Origin of the sequence: Streptomyces sp. NPDC050485 (assembly GCF_044458185.1) — a bacterium.
Taxonomy (GTDB): domain Bacteria; phylum Actinomycetota; class Actinomycetes; order Streptomycetales; family Streptomycetaceae; genus Streptomyces.
In genome coordinates this window covers 215,927-234,232 of the sequence record NZ_JBITHR010000004.1, presented here as the reverse complement: position 1 = coordinate 234,232, position 18,306 = coordinate 215,927, and the positions used below count along the sequence as shown (strand labels likewise).

General features: G+C 71.3%; 19 protein-coding genes. 7 read left to right on the top strand and 12 right to left on the bottom strand.

Annotation, left to right across the window (positions count from 1 at the left end):
* The first annotated feature begins 142 nt into the window (after positions 1–142).
* Positions 143–1,003: a class I SAM-dependent methyltransferase gene (locus ACIBK6_RS10350; RefSeq protein WP_399050554.1), complete on the top strand. Its 861-nt coding sequence runs from the start codon at positions 143–145 to the stop codon at positions 1,001–1,003.
* 77 nt (positions 1,004–1,080) lie between these two features.
* Here ACIBK6_RS10350 and ACIBK6_RS10345 read toward each other — a convergent pair whose 3' ends face one another.
* Positions 1,081–1,725 (bottom strand): TetR/AcrR family transcriptional regulator, encoded by a 645-nt coding sequence (locus tag ACIBK6_RS10345; protein ID WP_399050552.1) that lies wholly within the window; start codon positions 1,723–1,725, stop codon positions 1,081–1,083.
* Between the two features lie 111 nt (positions 1,726–1,836).
* Between ACIBK6_RS10345 and ACIBK6_RS10340 the strand changes: the two genes are divergently transcribed.
* The gene (locus ACIBK6_RS10340) at positions 1,837–3,057 is read left to right on the top strand and encodes a cytochrome P450 (protein ID WP_399050550.1); all 1,221 of its coding nucleotides are present in this window, start codon (positions 1,837–1,839) and stop codon (positions 3,055–3,057) included.
* A gap of 41 nt (positions 3,058–3,098) precedes the next feature.
* On the top strand, positions 3,099–3,290 hold the full coding sequence (locus tag ACIBK6_RS10335) for a ferredoxin (RefSeq protein ID WP_399050986.1): 192 nt from the start codon (positions 3,099–3,101) through the stop codon (positions 3,288–3,290).
* Between the two features lie 149 nt (positions 3,291–3,439).
* On the opposite strand, the gene ACIBK6_RS10330 is transcribed toward ACIBK6_RS10335, so the two are convergent.
* Positions 3,440–4,090, bottom strand: coding sequence for a hypothetical protein (locus ACIBK6_RS10330; protein WP_399050548.1), 651 nt, complete (start codon positions 4,088–4,090; stop codon positions 3,440–3,442).
* Positions 4,091–4,418: 328 nt separating this feature from the next.
* Here ACIBK6_RS10330 and ACIBK6_RS10325 point away from each other — a divergent pair, with 328 nt between their 5' ends.
* A complete protein-coding gene (locus ACIBK6_RS10325) occupies positions 4,419–5,009 on the top strand; it encodes a hypothetical protein (protein ID WP_399050546.1) in 591 nt (196 codons plus the stop codon).
* Between the two features lie 184 nt (positions 5,010–5,193).
* Entirely contained in the window at positions 5,194–5,532 is a 339-nt protein-coding gene (locus tag ACIBK6_RS10320; protein ID WP_399050544.1) for a nuclear transport factor 2 family protein, read from the top strand.
* A gap of 48 nt (positions 5,533–5,580) precedes the next feature.
* On the opposite strand, the gene ACIBK6_RS10315 is transcribed toward ACIBK6_RS10320, so the two are convergent.
* Complete coding sequence (locus ACIBK6_RS10315) at positions 5,581–7,071, bottom strand: carboxylesterase/lipase family protein (RefSeq protein WP_399050542.1); 1,491 nt, start codon at positions 7,069–7,071, stop codon at positions 5,581–5,583.
* Between the two features lie 100 nt (positions 7,072–7,171).
* Between ACIBK6_RS10315 and ACIBK6_RS10310 the strand changes: the two genes are divergently transcribed.
* Positions 7,172–7,780 (top strand): TetR/AcrR family transcriptional regulator, encoded by a 609-nt coding sequence (locus ACIBK6_RS10310; protein ID WP_399050540.1) that lies wholly within the window; start codon positions 7,172–7,174, stop codon positions 7,778–7,780.
* Between the two features lie 42 nt (positions 7,781–7,822).
* Here the strand turns inward: ACIBK6_RS10310 and ACIBK6_RS10305 are convergent, their stop codons facing one another.
* From ACIBK6_RS10305 to ACIBK6_RS10270, 8 genes are all read right to left on the bottom strand, one after another.
* On the bottom strand, positions 7,823–9,004 hold the full coding sequence (locus tag ACIBK6_RS10305; protein WP_399050538.1) for a M6 family metalloprotease domain-containing protein: 1,182 nt from the start codon (positions 9,002–9,004) through the stop codon (positions 7,823–7,825).
* A 38-nt stretch (positions 9,005–9,042) separates the two neighbouring features.
* Positions 9,043–10,311 (bottom strand): alpha/beta fold hydrolase, encoded by a 1,269-nt coding sequence (locus ACIBK6_RS10300; RefSeq protein WP_399050536.1) that lies wholly within the window; start codon positions 10,309–10,311, stop codon positions 9,043–9,045.
* A gap of 2 nt (positions 10,312–10,313) precedes the next feature.
* Positions 10,314–11,696 carry an aldehyde dehydrogenase family protein gene (locus tag ACIBK6_RS10295; RefSeq protein WP_399050534.1) on the bottom strand — a complete coding sequence of 461 codons (1,383 nt, stop codon included), beginning with the start codon at positions 11,694–11,696 and terminating at the stop codon, positions 10,314–10,316.
* Between the two features lie 204 nt (positions 11,697–11,900).
* Positions 11,901–12,809: a dihydrodipicolinate synthase family protein gene (locus ACIBK6_RS10290; protein WP_399050532.1), complete on the bottom strand. Its 909-nt coding sequence runs from the start codon at positions 12,807–12,809 to the stop codon at positions 11,901–11,903.
* Between the two features lie 73 nt (positions 12,810–12,882).
* Entirely contained in the window at positions 12,883–14,418 is a 1,536-nt protein-coding gene (locus tag ACIBK6_RS10285) for an FAD-dependent oxidoreductase (protein ID WP_399050530.1), read from the bottom strand.
* Complete coding sequence (locus tag ACIBK6_RS10280; protein ID WP_399050528.1) at positions 14,399–14,713, bottom strand: (2Fe-2S)-binding protein; 315 nt, start codon at positions 14,711–14,713, stop codon at positions 14,399–14,401. The genes ACIBK6_RS10285 and ACIBK6_RS10280 overlap by 20 nt, the downstream gene beginning before the upstream one ends.
* Positions 14,714–14,759: 46 nt before the next feature.
* A complete protein-coding gene (locus ACIBK6_RS10275; RefSeq protein ID WP_399050526.1) occupies positions 14,760–15,914 on the bottom strand; it encodes an NAD(P)/FAD-dependent oxidoreductase in 1,155 nt (384 codons plus the stop codon).
* Between the two features lie 77 nt (positions 15,915–15,991).
* Complete coding sequence (locus tag ACIBK6_RS10270) at positions 15,992–16,408, bottom strand: hypothetical protein (protein ID WP_399050524.1); 417 nt, start codon at positions 16,406–16,408, stop codon at positions 15,992–15,994.
* A 300-nt stretch (positions 16,409–16,708) separates the two neighbouring features.
* Between ACIBK6_RS10270 and ACIBK6_RS10265 the strand changes: the two genes are divergently transcribed.
* On the top strand, positions 16,709–16,876 hold the full coding sequence (locus ACIBK6_RS10265; RefSeq protein WP_399050522.1) for a hypothetical protein: 168 nt from the start codon (positions 16,709–16,711) through the stop codon (positions 16,874–16,876).
* 30 nt (positions 16,877–16,906) lie between these two features.
* Here the strand turns inward: ACIBK6_RS10265 and ACIBK6_RS10260 are convergent, their stop codons facing one another.
* Positions 16,907–18,244 carry a geranylgeranyl reductase family protein gene (locus ACIBK6_RS10260; RefSeq protein ID WP_399050984.1) on the bottom strand — a complete coding sequence of 446 codons (1,338 nt, stop codon included), beginning with the start codon at positions 18,242–18,244 and terminating at the stop codon, positions 16,907–16,909.
* Positions 18,245–18,306: the final 62 nt, after the last annotated feature.

Sequence of the window (18,306 nt, the reverse complement as noted above, 5' to 3'; positions counted from 1 at the left end):
TCTCGACCGACCACAACTCCGGCCAACTCCGCAACGGCTAGGGCCCGTACGTCTTCATCGCATGACCGTCCGCGACCCCGACGGGCGGCTGTGGAGCCTCCAGGCTCCCGCCAAGAACTGACCGCGGCGAAAGGCGAGCACCATGGCAGACGGACAGACCGAGGCGCCGGACAACACCGCGGTGCGGACCGCGCTCTGGCGGGCGATGCACGTCCTGGTCGACCCGCCACCGCATGTGCTCCACGACGAGATCGGCCTGCGACTGGCGGCCCCCGGCGATGACTGGCGCCGCCGCCCCGACATGGACCCCGACGCCACCAGAGGATTCCGGGCGGCCATCGTGGCCCGCGCTCGTTTCATCGAGGACTTGATCGCCGAGCAGGCCGGCCGCGGCGTCACCCAGTACGTCATCCTGGGAGCCGGACTGGACACCTTCGCCCAGCGCAGGCCGGACGTCGCCGCCCGCCTACGGGTCTTCGAGGTCGACCAGCCCGGACCCCAGGCCTGGAAGCGCCACCGCCTGGTCGAACTCGGCTACGGCATCCCCGACTGGCTGCACCTGGTGCCGGTCGACTTCGAGGCAAGCGAAGACTGGCTGAAGAAGCTGGCCGCCGCCGGTTTCGATTCCAGCCGGCCGGCGGTCATCGTCTCCACCGGCGTCTCCATGTACCTCACCAAGGACGCCACCGCGGCCATCCTGCGCCAGATCACCGGGCTCGCACCCGGCTCGACGCTCGCCATGACCTTCCTGTTGCCGACCGAGCTGGTCGACGACGCCGATCGCCCCGGCCTCCGGACGAGCAAGCAAGGCGCGCAAGCAGCCGGAACGCCGTTCCTCAGCTTCTACACCCCGTCCGAGATCCTGGCGCTGGCCCGAGCAGCCGGCTTCGAAGACGCCCGACACGTGCCGGGACATGCGCTCGCCGAGCGCTACTTCGCCGATCGCACCGACGGCCTCGCCCCCTCGACCGGAGAGGACGTACTACTGGCGGCCACCGCCTGATCCCTCCTCATCGCCCCGCGGCGACGCCTTACGCGATGACGAGCCCTGGCCCAGCTCTCCCACCGAACAGGCAAGCCCTACGTGCTCGGTGGGTGCGGGGCCGGGGCCAGGATCAGGGGGAGGTATACGTCGTCGACGATTTCCGTGATGGCCTCGTCGTCGACAGGGGCACCGAACAGCAGGAACTGGTTGCGCAGCAGGTCGGTGGCCACCGTGGCTCTTCGGGTGGCGATCACCCACGGCTCGATCTCACCGCGTTCGACGGCACGTTCAAGGATGGCGTGGATGGTCGCGGGGCCGCCGGCCGTGTGGATGTGTTCCCGGATCAGTCCGGCGAGCTCGGGGTCGCGTGCCATCTCCGCGAGGAGCCCGCGCAGGATGCCGCCGAGGGGACTGGCCATCTTGGTGGACAACTGCCCCAGCAGGGCGATCACATCGGTGCGGAGCGCACCGGTATCGGGGAGGGTGTCGTGGGGGACACCGCCCAACTTGCAGGCGTCCACGACCAGTTCGGCGCGGCTGGACCAGCGACGGTAGACGGCGGCCTTGCCGGTACGGGCCCGGGCGGCCACCCGTTCCATGGTCAGCGCGGGGTAGCCCACCTCGGCGAGTTCAGCCAGCGTCGCCGCCAAAATGGCGCTTTCCAGTTCCCCACCGCGGCGGCGGGGACCTTTGCGGTGGTCAGCGGCCCGTTCTGCGGACTGCTCGACGTTCGGCGACACCGTGACTCCCCAAGGATTTCTTAGAGACCGTTGCGTTCCCTAAGGGGGCAGCCTAGCCTCTCAGTTAGAGAACTGTCCGTTCTTTAAGCGTCCGAGGTTCGAAGGATTTCGATGACCGAGACTGCCGCAACACTCCAGACGCACGACGCCCCCGCCTTCCCCGCAGACCGCACCTGCCCCTATCAACTCCCCGAGATGTACAGCCGACTTCGGGACGAGCCCGAGGCGCTGCACCCCGTGACCCTCTACGACGGCCGACGGGCCTGGGTCGTGTCCGGACACGAGGCGGCGCGCTCCTTACTCGCCGACCCCAGGCTCTCCTCCGACCGCACCCGCGCCGCATTCCCCTCCGTATCGCCGCTCTTCGAAGCCATCCGGAACCAGCGCCAGGCGTTCATCGGCATGGACCCGCCCGAACACGACACCCAGCGGCGGATGCTGATCAGCGAGTTCACGGTGAAGCGCATCAAGGGCATGCGTACCGACGTCGAGCGCATCGTGCACGGCTTCATCGACGACATGCTCGCCGCGGGCCCGCCCGCCGACCTGGTGAGCCGGCTCGCGCTGCCCGTCCCTTCCCTGGTGATCTGCCAACTCCTCGGTGTTCCCTACGCCGACCACGACTCCTTCCAGGGCGCGAGCAGGCGGCTGGTACAGGCGACGGACTCGGCCGGTGCGGCCGCCGCGCTGGACGAACTCCGGAACTACCTGGACTCCCTGATCACCCGCATGCAGACGCGGCCCGTGCCCGGGGTGCTGAGCACCCTGGTCACCGAACAGTTGGCGAGCGGCGGGATCGACCGCGAGGAGCTCATCTCGACCGCACTGCTGCTGCTCGTCGCCGGACACGAGACGACGGCGTCGATGACGTCGCTCAGCGTGATCACGCTGCTGGAGCACCCCGAACAGCACGCCGCCCTGCGCGCGGACCCGAGCCTGGTCCCCGGGGCGGTCGAGGAACTGCTCCGCTACCTGGCCATCGCCGATATCGCCGGCGGCCGGTTCGCCACGGCCGACATCGAGATCGACGGCCGTGTCATCCGCGCGGGCGAGGGCGTGATCGTCACCAACTCCATTGCCAACCGGGACGGTTCGGTGTTCAAGGATCCGGACACCTTCGACGTGCACCGCTCGGCCCGCCACCACATCTCCTTCGGCTACGGAGTGCACCAGTGCCTCGGCCAGAACCTGGCCCGGCTGGAACTCGAAGTCATCATCGCCACGCTGTTCGAGCGCATCCCGACACTGCGCCTGGCCGTCCCGGTCGACCAGCTGACACTGCGCCCCGGCACCACGATCCAAGGCGTGAACGAACTTCCGGTCACCTGGTGACCGCACCGAAAGGAGGGACCATGACGCCGAAAGGAGACACCATGGAGGTGTCCGCCGACCGGAACGTCTGCATCGGCGCCGGACTGTGCGCGCTGACCGCCCCCGACGTCTTCGACCAGGACGACGACGGTCTCGTCGAGGTGCTCATGCCCGATCCCGGCGTCGGCCATCAGGCCGCCGCCCGCCGAGCGAGCAGTCTGTGCCCGTCCGGCGCGGTCCGGACCGCCGAGTAGCACCCCGCCCGGGACCGGACCCGCTCGCGGGCCCGGTCCCGGCGCGAAGGCTTGGCAGGCAGGGTAGTCAGCGCCGCCTCCAAGTCATCCCGTTTCAGGCGGTGTTGTGGCCGCCGCCGACAGGGGGCGGACCAGGAGGTCGGATCGGGTCAGCGGCCGTGCAGCCAGATCCGCAGCGGACCGATCGGCTCGAAGCCGTGGCTGATGGCGGCCGCCAGGTCGTCGCCATGCTCGTAACCGACCACTGGCAACGTGGGGAACAGCCGGTGCACCGTGTCCAGTACAGCCGACCAGGCCGCGTCAGGGCTACCCTCCAGGGCGAAGACGTTGGAGATTCCGACCACCTGCTCGCTGCGGCTCGCCACCGCTCCGGCGACCACTCGGCCGTCCGCAGACCGTCCGGCGAGCATGAACGTGGCTGGGTCGTCGAGCAGTTCGGCTCGGAAGAGACCCGCATTGCCGTTCCCGCCGTCCCAGGCAAGTGCCCAGGCGCGCACCGTCTCCGGGTCGCCCACCACATCCCAGACGAGGTCCGGCCTGGCGGCGGCGGACACACTCGCCGGGCGGTGGATCCACTGCGCCTCGAACAGCACCTGGAATCCGGCCTCCGTCAAGTCGAGGTCGGCGAAGCTGTCCTTGACGGAGGAACCGGGCGCGATGGTATCGATCCGGGCCACCAGTGCGGTCGGGTCGGCGCGTGGCACCAGCGTCACCGCGTCGGGGTAGAACTGCGGCGCCCGGGCCGGAGCGGCCCAGGCCTGTGCTCCGAACTCCCCCACCAAGCCGTGCGATCGGCTCATCGCTGAACACCACTCGGCATTGTTCCCGGCGGCGGCCCGGACCATAAGCTGCTTCGGCACCGTCACGAGTGCGGATCATGCCGCGTTCGCGTCTGCCCGTCGAACGGTTTTCCGCAGCCCGCAAGTTGAACACTCAAATCGATGGCGGCCCCTGAGCCAGCCCTGGCAAAATTCATTCCCCTCTGGGGCAGCCGGCCGCGCGCATGATCGTGCGTCACGCCCCCCTCACGGGTGAAACAAACAGATAGACGCACCATGTGGTCAATGACCCTGCTGTCCTGGACGCACCCCGTAGCCAAGGGGCGGTACGCGATCCAGGAGGAAGCTCATGCAGCTTTCACGATTCACCAGGCCAGTAACCGTCCACCCCACCGCAACTACCACCGCGCCCGGCCGGTCCCGGAAGGTCGCAGCCGGACTGGGTGTCGCACTGCTGGCACTGTCCGGATCCGTCCTCACCATGCCCGCCGTTGCCGCAGAACAGCGGGCCGCCGCTGTCCCGGCGGGTGACTACTGCGGGCCGACCGAGTCTTTCTACGGCGGAGGCAGCTACACCTACGCTGAGGTGCAGGTGTGCCTGCGCTTCGGCTCCGGCGGCAATCAGGTGATCGTGAAGACCAGCAACGATCAGTACCAGTGGGGCGGTTCCTGGTACAACGCTTCATCGACCTACCCCGCCCAGTGGAATGCCACCGGCTCGGTGAGCATCAGCGGCCAATCGGGAAGCTACGCCACCCCCAACCCCGTCACGCAAGGGTCCTCCAACGGTTCGGCCGACGGCGGCTCACCCGCAGCCCTCAGCGCCTGCGGCACCTACAACGTCACCATGACGTTCCACCAGATCGGCCCGTACTGGACTGACAGCAGCAACGACATCGATTCCGGCCAACGGTCCTACCAGGTAAGCGTGCCCTGTTAGAGGCTGGAGACCAGGAGCGGAGCCAGAGGCGTATGGCAGGCTTCCGTTGTCCCGGCCTGAATCTGTTGGGCACCCCGCAGCTCAGCGGCACGCCGTTGCAACATCCCATGACAGGCCGACAGTTATGCGCGGAACGCCGTCCTATCGTGGTGGGTTACGGCCAACCTCCGACCAGGGACATCGAATGAACGACGATCCGGCACACATCGTTGAGGCGGCATTCCGGTTCTACCGGTCACAGGACCGTGAGGCGGCTCTCCCGCTCTACGCTGATGACTTCACCTTCACCAGCCCACAGGACGACCACATCGACAAAGCGATGTTCTTCGAACGCTGCTTTCCCACCGCCGACCGGTTCAAGGAGCAGCGGACGCTGCGCGTGACCCCCGCAGACCGGGAACTCGTCTTCGTCTACTACGAATACGAGCTCGCAACGGGCGAACGGCATCGCAATGTCGAGGCGATCACGGTGCGCGAGGGACTCATCCGGGAGGTGCAGGTCTTCTTCGGCGGCAAGGTGTGACCCGGGTACGGGACATGATCCCACCCTGCCCGCGTCTCGGCCGCCGCCCTACGTGAGGTCGAAGGGGGCCGGGGCGTGGCCCTCCCAGATGTGGCGGGAGGCGTGTTCCGGGTAGGGCATGGTCGTGGATTCGGCGTCCAGGATGCGGGTGAGGTACTGGCCGGGGTGGTAGGCGGGCCATCCGGGATGGCCGGTGGTGGCGAAGCGGATCCACGCCTGCTGGAGTTCCCGGGACACCGCGATGGCCTCGGGGGCGGGCTGCTCGCCGAAGAGCTGTCTGCCGGTGGGGCTGTCCAGCGTGCCGAACGCCAGGGGAACGTCGAGGCTGTGGCAGGCACCCAGGATCCCTCCCGAGGCCGGGGAGGCCAGTTGCAGCTCGAACAGGTACGAGGTTCCGCCAGCTCCGGCGTTCGCCTGGGCCAACTGCTGTGAGGGGATCCGGAAGAGGGCATCGGAGTACACGGTTTCCACCAGCTCTTCCGGGGTGGCCCGCGGGTGGGCGGCACGGTAGGCGTCCGCGCCGTCCGGTGCCGGGGCGAACAGGTCCAGGGCGGTACGGGCGTCCTGGTCGGTGAAGGTGCCCAGTCGTCCGGTCATGACGCTGAACAGCCGGAATTCATCGCGTGTATGGCCGACGAGGAGTTCCGTGCCGCTCGCGCGGCCATCGCTCAGCGCGGGCCAGGGTGTTTCGGTGAGGACTTCGCCGTCGACGACGGGGCACATGGCGATACCGGCCTGCGCGAGCCGACCCCATCTCTCGCGGTGGCCGGGGAGGTCGACGCTGAGGGCGGTGACCGCTTCGGCCAGGCGCCAGGGGTCGATGGCGGCCAGGGCGGCGGCGGTGGGCGCCGTACCGAGCCGGTCCGCGAGCGCCGCGGCGACCTGTTGGGCCAGTGCCCGGGTGCAGTGCCAGCCCGGCACCGAGTGGGTGATGGCCCGTCGGAACAGGCCACGCTCCGGCTTCATCGTCAGCAAGGCGGCGATCGACCCCGCCCCGGCGGACTGTCCGGCCGCGGTGACATTGTCCGGATCTCCTCCGAAGGAGGCGATGTTCCGCCGTACCCATCGCAAGGCCGCGATCTGGTCGAGGAATCCGCGGTTGGGCGGGGCGCCTTCGAGGAGGGCGAAACCCTCCGCACCGACGCGGTAGTTGATACTCACCACCACGAGCCCCGCCCCGGCCAAGGCCGCCGGGTCGTACATCGGGTCACTCGAATCCGCCGTCATGTAGGCGCCTCCGGGGATCCACACCAGCACCGGCAGCCCCGCCGCGCCCGGATCCGGAGTGCAGACGTTGAGCGTCAGCCAGTCCCTGCCCGCTGCCGAACTCCCGCGAGTCGGCCCGGACTGCGGCGCCGCGGGGCCGAACTCCGCTGCCTGCCGTGTCCCTTCCCAGCGCGGAAGCGGGGCGGGCGCGGCGAAGCGGAGTGCGCCCACCGGCGGTTGGGCGTAGGGGATGCCGCGGAACACCGCGTACCCCTGCCGCAAGCGGCCCTCAACCACACCTTCCACAGTACGCACGATCGGCCGTTCAGACATCCCGGTTCCTTCCTCCGCAGGGGGACTCCAGGGTTATCGGCCATGTGTATTATGTCAACTGTATTGGAAAGAGCCCATGGGGGGCATGGAGAGGCTGACGATGCCGAAACAGGTGGACCACCGCGAACGCCGCGAAGCGATCGCCCGAGCGCTGTGGCGGGTGGTGGAGCAGCGCGGTGTCACACATCTGACGGTGCGTGAGGTCGCACGGGAGGCGGGCATGTCCCACGGGCAGCTGCAGCACTACTTCGCTTCCCGGCAGGCCATGCTCTCCTTCGCCATGGACTTCGCGTCCGAGCAGACGACACACCGCGTCGCCCGCACCCTCCAGCCGTTCGGCGACCGGCCACACCCCCGCGAAGTACTCCGGGCGATGCTCACCGAGACGCTCCCCCTGCATGCCGACGCTCGCGCGACCAGCCGGATGAGCGCCGCCTACGTCCTGGAGGCGCTGCACGACGAGCACGTCCACGCGCGGGCGCGCGACGGCCTCGTCCAAGGGCGCGCTCTCGTCGAGCAGTTGATCCGCGGGGCGATCGCCGGCGGGTTCATCCGGCCGGACCGCGACCCGGTGACGGAAACCAATCTGCTCCTGGCGCTCACGGGCTTCACCACCCTCCTGGAACTGAACGTGATCGCGCCCCAGGACGTACTCACCGCTGTCGATCAGTACCTGGACAGGCTGTTCGAGAACGACCAGAGCGCGTGAGGCGCGCGACGGACTCCGGCCACAGGCAGACGGACCTCACCGTCAGCGCCTGCTGATCCGCACCGTGTCCCCCGCCCTGCCGCCCGCGAGGACGTCGATACGGGCACCCGTGTCGGGATCGGTGAAGGTCTGGCCCGGCTTGTACGCGGCCAGGTCCAGCTGGGTGCAGCCGGTGGGCGGGGTGGCGGTCGGGTTCGCGTTCATGATCCTCAGCGGCCCCTCGCCGGTCTTGGCGGCCGAGTCGACCTTGTAGATGAGGACGCCGGTCGAGCAGGCGGAGCGGTCGTTGCCCTCGGGTCGGCGGGACTCCGCGACGTACGCCGTGGTCTCACCCGTGCGCAGGACGGCGATCTTGGTGCCACCGAGCCGTTCCACCGAGGTCAGCCGTACCGTGCGGTGCCCGGGTGCGGGCAGGCAGGCGACCTGGTTGTCGCGGGTCCAGCCGAGCTTCCAGGACTGCCATCCGAGATACTGCGGGGCGGGTCCCGCGATGTTGCCCATGAGGTCCCAGCCTCCGACGTACTGGTGGGTGGCGCCGGTGAAGGAGTACAGGTCCGGGAGACCGAAGGTGTGGGAGGTCTCGTGGTCGGCGACCTTCGGGCCCCAGTGCCACATGTCCTGGCCGAAGGTGACGGCCCACTTGACCCGGGTGCCGTCGGCGGTGATGCCGGGCGTGGTCGGATCGTAGAGGTACGTCGGCGAGAAGGAGATCGCGGCCGCCGCCTTGGTGGGCACGACATAGACCATGTCGTAGCGGGAGAAGTCCGCGTACGGATCGGCGGCGCTGATCGCGTCCCGTACGTACTTCTCGTGGGCCTCGAAGGTGAGGCCGCGCTGGAAGCCGTACGAGGTGGAGTCGGCGGGCATGCGGACCCAGCGGTGCAGCGAGCTGATGTGGAGCCGGGACCGGCCGTAGCTGGCTTTGGCCATCCAGTCGGCGGCGGGGGCGAGTTGGGCGGCATACGCGTCCGTGGAGGCGGTGGCCTGCGCGTCCGGGAAGTCCACGAACAGTGTCAGTACGCGGTGGGTGCCGGTGGCGGGCTGGAACTGGACGCGGTCGGTGTCGTGCCCCTCGTCGGTCCAGCCGGTCTTGCCGGGAAGCGCGCAATGGGCCGCGGAATCAGGGGAGTTGGAGGACACGGCCGCGTTCGCGGGGGCGGCGAGGCACGGGATCAGGGCGAACGCCGCGGCAAGGGGGCGCAGGTGGGTCGGCAGGGCTGGCATGTGTCTCCCATCGGAGGTGTGTGGGGGCAGGGCAAGGCCTAGGCACGGTCTGCGGCCAGGTCCATGAGGCGGGCGAGCACGCGGCCGCCGGAGGCGGAGACGCCGTCGTGCTCCCACTCGTTGGTGACCCAGGCGCGGGTGGCGCCGACCTCGCGCGCGGTGCGCAAGGAGAGCCCGGCGTCCACGTACATGTCGTCGTGGTAGACGACCGCGGCGAGGGGGACCTCGTTGGCGGCGAGGCGGTCCGGGTCGTAGAGGGGCGGCCAGTCGGTGCGGGCGGCCAGCAGGTCCGCGGCGTCCGCGAAGGGGCGCAGGCCCGCGATCTCCCGGACCATCCAGGGGTACATCATCTCGCCGGTGAGGAGGAGGGGGTCGGCGCCCTCGCCGAACTCGGGGAAGTCGGCGAGCGCCCGGTGGGCCGCCCAGCCGGTGGGACGTCCGGTGCCTTGCGCGAACAGCGACTCCTGCATGACGACGAACAGCGGGTTGTCCACGAAGCCGGTGAGGCCCATCACCTGGTGGAGGAAGGTGGCGCTCAACTCGCCGTCCGCGGCCAGGGCTTCGTCGAGCAGCCAGTGCAGCCGCTCGAAGCCGTCGCCCATTCCGAGGGCGAGGCCGAGGGTGCGCAGGCGGCGGACGGTGAGCCGGTCCCCGTCGGGGAGCCGGACGTCGGTGGCCGCCAGGAGGTCGGCGATCTCGCGCAGCCTGACGGCGTCGTCCGGGTAGCGGGCGTAGAAGTCGAGGACGCGGTCGCGTACGCGGGGGTAGGTGCGCGCGTACACGTCGTCGGCAGTGGCGGTGAGACCGGGCAGGCCGCCGGTCACATAGCAGGCGCGGAGGCCCTCGGGGGCCTGGGACAGATAGGTGAGGGTGATGAAGCCGCCGTAACTCTGGCCGAGCGTCTCCCAGGGTTCGCCGTCGCACAGCTCCCGGCGGATCAGCTCGGCGTCCGCGACGATCGCGTCGGCCCTGAAGTGGCTGAGATAGTCGGCGAGTTGGGACGGTGCGGCGAACCCGGAGGCCGCCCGGGCGGTGACCGGAGTGGAGCGCCCGGTACCGCGCTGGTCGAGGAGGAGAACCCGGTGGGTCTTGAGTGCCTCGGGGAGCCAGCCGGGTGAACCGGCCGACGGGCGGGGCGACTTGCCGCCCGGGCCGCCCTGCAGGTAGAGCAGCCAGGGCAGCCGCTCCCCCTCGCGAACGCGGGCGACGACCTCGCGGGCGAAGACCTGGATGGTCGGGCCGTGCGGCGCCGAGTGGTCGAGCGGGACGGTGAAGACATGGTCGACGGTCGCGTACGCGGGGTTCATGATCACATTGCTTTCGCAGGTGAGAGGGTGTAAGTGCGGCTGGAGGTGTAGAACTCCAGGGCCGCGCGGCCCTGTTCGCGGGGTCCGTGGCTGGACGCCTTGGCACCGCCGAACGGCAGGTGGAAGTCGACGCCGGTGGACGGGGCGTTGATCCGGATCATTCCGGTGTCGATCCGGTCGAGTCCGCCGAGGGCCGCGTCCAGATCCGTGGTGTGCACCGAGGTGACCAGGCCGTACGGCACCGAGTTGGTGATCCGGACCGCATGGGCGAGATCGTCGGCGGGCAGCAGCGCGGCCACCGGACCGAAGACCTCATCGCGCAGCAGCCGGTGTCCCGGGGAGACCTGCTCGACCAGGGTGGGGGCCGCGTACCAGCCGGGCCCGTCGGGCACCGTACCGCCGGCCAGTGCGCGCAGTCCGTGCCAGGCGTCGGCGACCTGATCACGGGCGTGTTCGCTGATGAGCGGTCCGCATACGGTGGCCGGGTCGGCCGGGTCGCCCACCGGGACGGACCGCAGCGCGTCGGTGAGCGCCTCGCGCAGCGGGGCGTGCGCGGCGCCGACCGCGATCACGCGGCTGGTGGCGGTGCACTTCTGGCCCGCGAATCCGGCGATCGAGGCCGCGATGTGGGCCGCGGCCTGGCCGATGTCCGCGTCCGGGAGGACGACGGCCGCGTTCAGGCCGCCCATCTCGGCCTGGGCGGGGACGCCCCGCGCGGTGGCGGCGCGCGCCACCGCCTGGCCGACGGCGGTCGACCCGGTGAAGGAGACGACGTCGGCCTCCGAGACGAGCGCGTTGCCTTCGGTGGCCCCGCCGGGCAGGACCGTGAACACCCCGGCGGGCAGGGCCTGTTGGACGATCTCGGCGAGCCGCTGGGCGCAGGCCGTCGCCTCGGGGGCGGGCTTGAGGACGACCGCGTTGCCCGCGGCGAGCGCCGGGGCGGCCTTCCAGGTCGGGATGGCGAACGGGAAGTTCCAGGGTGTGATGAGCCCCGCCACCCCGTACGGTCGGCGTCGGCTCAGCAACAGGCCCTGGCCTGCGGCGGGTTCGTGGACGTGGCCGGTGGGCTCGTACGGGGCCTGGGCGTAGTAGCGCCAGATCGCGGCGGTCCGCGCGACCTCGGCGCGGGCCTCGGTGACCGGCTTGCCCACCTCGCGCACGGCGAGAGCGGCCAGCTCGGCGGCGGCCGCTTCGACGGCGGCCGCGACCGCGCCGAGCGCCGCCGACCGGGCGGCCGCCCCGCCGTTGAGCCAGCCGGGCTGGGCCGCGCGGGCCCGCTCCACGGCGTCCACCGCGGCGAAGGCCCCGGGAGCCGGGATCGAGACGAGTACGTCGGTGGGGTCCGCCGGGTTACGGGAGATGAGGGAGGAAACGGCGGTGGTCACAGGAGGGAACCTCCGGGTCAGGGGTCGTGCGGGTCGGGGAAGTACGGGGGCCGGGGCGCCGGTGCCGCACGGCGAGCGGTCGGACCGGCCCGGGTGGATCGTCATGGCGTGTCGCGAGTGGCGGACGCCGGAGCCGGGGGCAGCCAGGTGGGAGTGGCTGGCGGCCTCCGGCTCCTCCCGGTTGTTCGGGGCAGGCCGACGGGGTCAGAGGTGGCCGTTGGCGACGGCCTTCTCGGTGGCGGCCCGCACCGCGGCCTCGGTCTCCCCGGTGAGCGGGAAGCGCGGCGGGCGGGTGGGACCGCCCCGGCGGCCGACGATGTCCATCGACAGCTTGATGGACTGCACGAACTCGGTCTTGGAATCCCAGCGCAGCAGCGAGTGCAGGGACTTGTAGAGCGGCAGGGCCAGCTCCAGCTCGCCCGCGACGGCCGCGTGGTAGAGCGCGGCGCAGCTGGCGGGGAAGGCGTTCGGGTACCCGGCGATCCACCCCACCGCCCCGGCCGTCGCGAGCTCCAGGAGCACATCGTCCGCACCGATCAACAGGTCGAGATCCGGGGCCAGTTCGCCGATCTCGTACGCCCTGCGCACATCACCACTGAACTCCTTGACCGCCACGATGCTGCCGTCCTGGTGCAGGCGGGCCAGCAGCGCGGGGGTGAGGTCGACCTTGGTGTCGATGGGATTGTTGTACGCGACGACGGGGACCCCGGCCTTCGCCACCTCCGTGTAGTGGGCGCGGACGGCCGCCTCGTCGGCCCGGTAGGCGTTCGGGGGCAGCAGGAGCACCGAGCCACAGCCGGCCTCACCCGCCTGTTCGGCCCAGCGCGCCGCCTCGGCGCTGCCGTAGGCGGCCACGCCGGGCATCACGCGCGCGCCGTCGCCCGCCGCGTCGACGGCGGTGCTGACCACCCGGGCGCGCTCCTCGTCGGTGAGGGTCTGGTACTCGCCGAGCGAGCCGTTGGGCACGACACCGTCACAGCCGTTGTCGATCAGCCAGCGGACGTGCTCGGCGTACGCGTCGTAGTCGACGGACAGGTCGTCGCGCAGCGGCAGCGCGGTGGCGACCATGATGCCGCGCCAGGGGCGAGTGGGGTTCCAGGTGGTGGCAGTCATGACAGAAAAGACCTCTCTATAATGTGTGACATTTTATTGATGTGCGTGCGGCTCCCACAAGGGAGCGCACAGGTCAGTTGTCGGCCCGGGCTCCGAGATCGGGCCCGGCGTCTCCTTCGGGCGAACCGGACGTACCGAGCGCGGAGAGCGCCGAGAGCGGTACCGGCACGGCGAACGGACGGCGTTCGGCGAGCGGCTGCGCCGCGCCGCTGCCCGCCGCCAGGCAGCTCACGGCCGAGCCGCACATCCGCCCCTGGCACCAGCCCATTCCGGCCCTGGTGAGGAGTTTGACGCTCCGCGCGTCGCGGGCGCCGAACTCGGCGACCGCCTCGCGCACCTGCCCGGCGGTCACCTCCTCGCAGCGGCACACATCGGTGTCGTCGGCCAGCCAGTGCGGCCAGCCGGATCCGGGAGCGTGGGCGGCGCTCATGACGTCGGCGAAGGCCCGCATCCGGTCCCGGCGGCGCCGGAGCACCCGGACGCTGCCGCCGGGGACGGGCCGTGCCCGCAGTCGAGCGGCGATCGCGATTCCCGCCAACTCCCCTTCGATCAGGGCAAGTTGGGAGCCGCCGACGCCGCCGGTCTCGCCTGCCGCCCACAACCCCCGCACCGAGGTCTCCTGAAGGCCGTCCAGGACCAGGGCGGAGGTTCCGTCAAGCAGGGGGCGGGTGGCACACCCGAGCGAGGTGGCCAGTTCGATCTGCGGGACCAGGCCGTGCCCCACGGCGAGCGCGTCGCACTCGATCCGGCGGCCCGCCCCCGGCACAGGGCGCCAGTCGCGGTCCAGCCGGGAGACCGTGACGGCCTCGACCCGGTCGGTGCCGTGCACCTCGGTGACCGCGCTGCGCACCCGCACCGGAACCCGGTGCCGGGCCAGCGCGGCTCCGTGCACGACCGCCTCGACCAGCTTGTGCGGGTTGGCGGCGAGTGCGACGGGGTGGCGGGCGTAGCGGAGATATCCGGACGCCTCGATCACTGCCGGCACCCGGGCCCCGGCGGCGGCCAGCGAGGAGGCGACCGCGAGCAGCAGCGGTCCGCTGCCCGCGACGACCACCCGCTTGCCGGGCAGCACGAGCCCGGACTTGAGCATGGCCTGCGCTCCCCCGGCCCCCACGACCCCGGGCAACGTCCAGCCCGGGAAGGGGAGTTGACGCTCGTACGCGCCGGTCGCGAGCAGGACCGCGCGGGCCCGCAACCGGACCGATCGCCCGTCATGGCCGTCGGCCCCACTGAGGGCGTGCACCGCCCATGGGCCGGCCGCCTCCCCCTCTGGACCGGCGGACTCCTCCGTCGGGCCGGTGTTCTCTCGCGTCACGGTCCAGACGTGGTGCCCGCCGAGATGGGTGATGCCGCTTGCCGCCAGCCGTCGGCGCCACTCGGCGAACGACGACCAGTCGTGGTGCAGGGCCTCGGGCCGCACCGCCCCGACGGCCGGCGCGGGGTGCCGGTAGAACTGCCCACCGGCCTGGGGCGATGAGTCCAACAGGGCGACGGACAGGCCCTGTTCGGCGGCGGTGACCGCGCCCGCGAGACCGGCCGAGCCCGCTCCGATCACCACGAGGTCGTACGGTTCACAAGGGCCGTACAGCTCAGACACCGATGCCGTCATGCCCGTGCCCCTCCTGGGTGGTGATCGCGTCGCCGGGGGTGGCCGGTACCAGGCAGGCCCGGCGGTTGGGCTCCCCGTTGATGGTGGCGAGGCAGTCGTAGCACTGCCCGATGCCGCAGAACGCGCCGCGCGGGCGGCCGCCGCGCCGCGTGGTGCGCCAGGCGAGAATGCCCGCCCCCCACAGCGCGGCCGCGACGGACTGCCCAGGCAGAGCGGACACGGGACGGCCGTCGAAGGTGATCTCGAACGACGCGCCGGGCCGCGCCCCGACCAGGTCGGCGGGTGTACGGGTCACAAGGACCTCCTCTCGTAGCGGGTGGATCGGCTCGAAGGGACGGGGGTCAGACGGCGGGCTCGAAGCGACCGGGGTCGAACGGCCGGATGTCCAGGGGCGGTTCGCCACCGGTCAGGAGCCGCGCGATGATCAGCCCCGTGGCCGGGGCGAGCCCGATCCCCGCACCCTCGTGGCCGCAGGCGTGCAGCAGCCCCGGGACGCGCGCATCGCGGCCGATCGCCGGCAGGTGGTCGGGCAGATAGGGGCGGAACCCCGCGTAGGTGCGCATGGCCCGCACCCCGGCCAGGACCGGGAAGAGCGCGGTGGCCCCGGCCGCGAGACGCCCCAGCGCCTCGGTGGACACCGTACGGTCGAAACCGACCCGTTCGCGGCTCGCGCCGATCAGGACCGGGCCCGCCGGGGTGCCCTCGACCACCACCGAGGTCTGCAGCGCGGCGGAACCGCTCGCCACATCGGTGACGTAGTCGGCGGCGTACACCTTGTGCCGCACCACGCGCGGCAGCGGTTCGGTGACCAGGACGAAGCCCCGGCGCGGCAGGACGGGGAGGTCCACGCCCGCGAGCCGGGCGAGTTCGCCGCCCCAGGGCCCGGCGGCATTGACCACGAACGGGGCGTGGAGTTCACCAGTGCTCGTCCGCACCCCCCGCACCTGTCCATCCCCTCCGGTGAGCAGGCCGGTCACCTCTTCACCGAGTCTCAGGCGTACCCGGTCACCGCCCGCCCGGAGCAGGTGGGCTGCGGCCAGGGCCGGCATGACCTGCGCGTCCTGCGGGTAGTGGAAGCCGCCGGCCAGGCCGGGGGCGAGGTGGGGCTCCAGGTCCCGGAGCCGGTCCGCCGGGATTTCCCGAGCGGTGACGCCCGCCTGCTCCTGGCCCGCCGCGAAGTCGCGCAGGGCCCGCATTCCGTCCTGGCCGGAGGCGACCACCAGGCCGCCCTTCGGCTCGTACTCGATCCGCGAAGGCAGCAGTTCGGCGAGCTCGGCCCACAACGCGGTGGAGTGCAGGGCCAGTTCGAGTTCGGGTCCGGGCTCCTTGTCGGAGACCAGGAGGTTCCCCTCACCCGCGCCCGTGGTCCCGCCCGCGACGGGGCCGCGGTCGATCACGGTGACGGTGAGGCCGGCTCGGGCGGCGTAGTAGGCGCAGGCCGCGCCGACCACGCCCGCCCCGACGACGATGACATCCGGGGTGTTTCTCGTGGGCACGTCAGTAATATTTCACATTGCACTGAGGTTGCCAAGGGCTTCACGCTACCCAGCGTCGCTTCACACCCCATCGGATGTCACAGTGTCCCGCTCATTCGCCCAGGCACGGAATCCCGGGGAACCCCCGTGGGCTTTCGCGCCGGACGCAGGGCGGTCACCAGCAGGACCGCCCCGGAGAGTGCGATCAGCATGGTCCAGACGGCGCTGACGTGCATGGCGTGGATGAACGCGTCATCCACGGCGTGCGCCAGGACGGGCTGGTGGATCGCGGTGGCGGCGCGCCGGGCCCGCTCCGCGGAGACCCGCGCCTGCTCCCGCACCGGGCCGGGCTGACCGTGCAGCCAGACCTCGATCCCGCGCCGGTACACGATCGACATGATCGTGCCGCCCACCGCGATCCCGAGCAGACTGCCGGTCTGGCGCACGGTGTTGGTGACGGCCGACCCGGCACCGGCCCGCTCCAGCGGCAGGGTGCTCATCAGTGCCGCCGTCACCGGGCCGATCACCATGCCGATCGAGAGGCCCTGGACCAGATACGCGATCTCGTTCCAGACGAGGGGGGGTACGCAGCCCGAAGAACATGTTGCAGCCCATGGCCAGGCCCGCCGCGGCCAGCGCCGTGGAGGCAACGGGCCGTAGCGACCAGCGGCGAACCAGCCGGACGCCGAGCGGCACCCCCGCGATCGTGCCGAGCGCCGCCGGGGAAAAGGCCAGGCCCGCCTGCAGCGGCGAGAAGCCGCGGGCTCCTTGCAGGCGCCGACGGCAGCAGCCCGGCCGGGTCCAGCGGACGCGGGGTGGGGCTGCGGAAGTTCGGGACCAGCGTGACGATCCCGGCCAACGCGAGCGCCACGACCGGGATGTTGACGAGGAAGACCGAGCCCCACCAGAAATGGTCGTTCACACCGGAGCAGCGCGCCGCGATCCACGACTGGCTCACAGGCATCTCCGAAGCCTGCCGCTGAGCCTCCGGGCAGGTCGGCGGCATGCTCGGTTCAGGGGGCCGGGGTCCCGCGGCGCGCGGGCCGTGCGGGCACAACACGCAGGAGGGTGTGGAGAGTTCTGTCGATGAGGTCGTGGGAGGGTTCGTCGGCGACGTGGGTCAGCAGCCGTGCGAGGGCGCGGACCAGGGCGGGGGACGACATGACGTGCCGGTTGAGGAGGGGGCGGTAGCCGTAGCGTCCCAGGATCAGGTCGGCAGCGGTGTTGCCGAGCCGGTAGTAGCGGCCCCAGCGCCGGCTGACTTCGCTCGGGTACTGCCGCAGTGCCTGTTCACGCCGCGGGCCGCCGGGCCGGAGCAGGGCGAGCGCGGCGGTCTCGGCGGCGATTTCTCCCGCTTCCATGGCCTGGACGATGCCTTCACCGCTCCAGGGGCTGACCATGCCGGCGCTGTCGCCGGTGAGCAGCAGGCCGCGGCTGTACTGCGGGTGGCGGTTGAAGCCCATCGGAAGGGCTGCGCTTCGAAACGGTGAGTCCGCGTTCTCTTCGCTCAGTCCCCAGTGGTGTGGCAGCCGGGTCAGCCATTGGTCGAGGGTGGCCCTGAGGTCGACGGGGCCGTGGTCGCGGTGGGGCAGGGCGCCGAGGCCGACGTTGACCCGACCGTCGCCGAGGGGAAATATCCACCCGTATCCGGGCAGGTCTCGGCCGGTGCGGGAGCAGCGCAGGTCGGCCCAGAGTTCCAGGTACGGGTCGTGGGTGCGGGCGCTGCTTCGGTAGTAGCGGCGGCCGGCGGTGGCGATGGTCCGCTGGGGGTCGCGTCGCAGTCCCATGGCCAGGGCGGTGCGGGCGGAAGCGCCGTCGGCGGCGATCACGAGCGGGGCGCGGTAGGTCCGGGGCCGTTTGTCCGCTCCGGCGAGGGCGCTGACGCCGACGATGCGCCCGATGCGGTCGGTCAGCGGGCCGGTCGCTCTGACTTCCGTACGCAGTCGGGCACCGGCCGCCCGGGCCTGGCGGGCGAGGATGTCGTCGAAGTCGTGGCGGCTGCGGGTGAGGCCGAAGTCGGGGTAACTGCCCAGCGCCGGCCAGTCGATGGTGACCTCGCGGCCGCCGCACACCCAGCGCATTCCGCGGTTCCGCAGCCACCCGGGCGCGTCGATGTCGACGCCCATCCGGACCAACTGGTGTACGGCTCGTGGGGTGAGGCCGTCACCGCAGACCTTGTCACGGGGGAAGGCGCTCTTCTCAAGGAGCAGGACGTCGACGCCGGCCCGGGCGAGGTACAGGGCGGCGGTCGAGCCCGCCGGTCCCGCGCCCACGACGATCACTTGCGCGTCTTCGTCGCCGTTTCCGTTGCCGTTGCCGTCGCCTCTGCCGTTGCCGCGATCCGGGGGCAGCTCACCTGTCGACGGCACGGTCGGCCTCCTCATGTGCGGTTGCGGGGGTTGCGCCGGTGCTG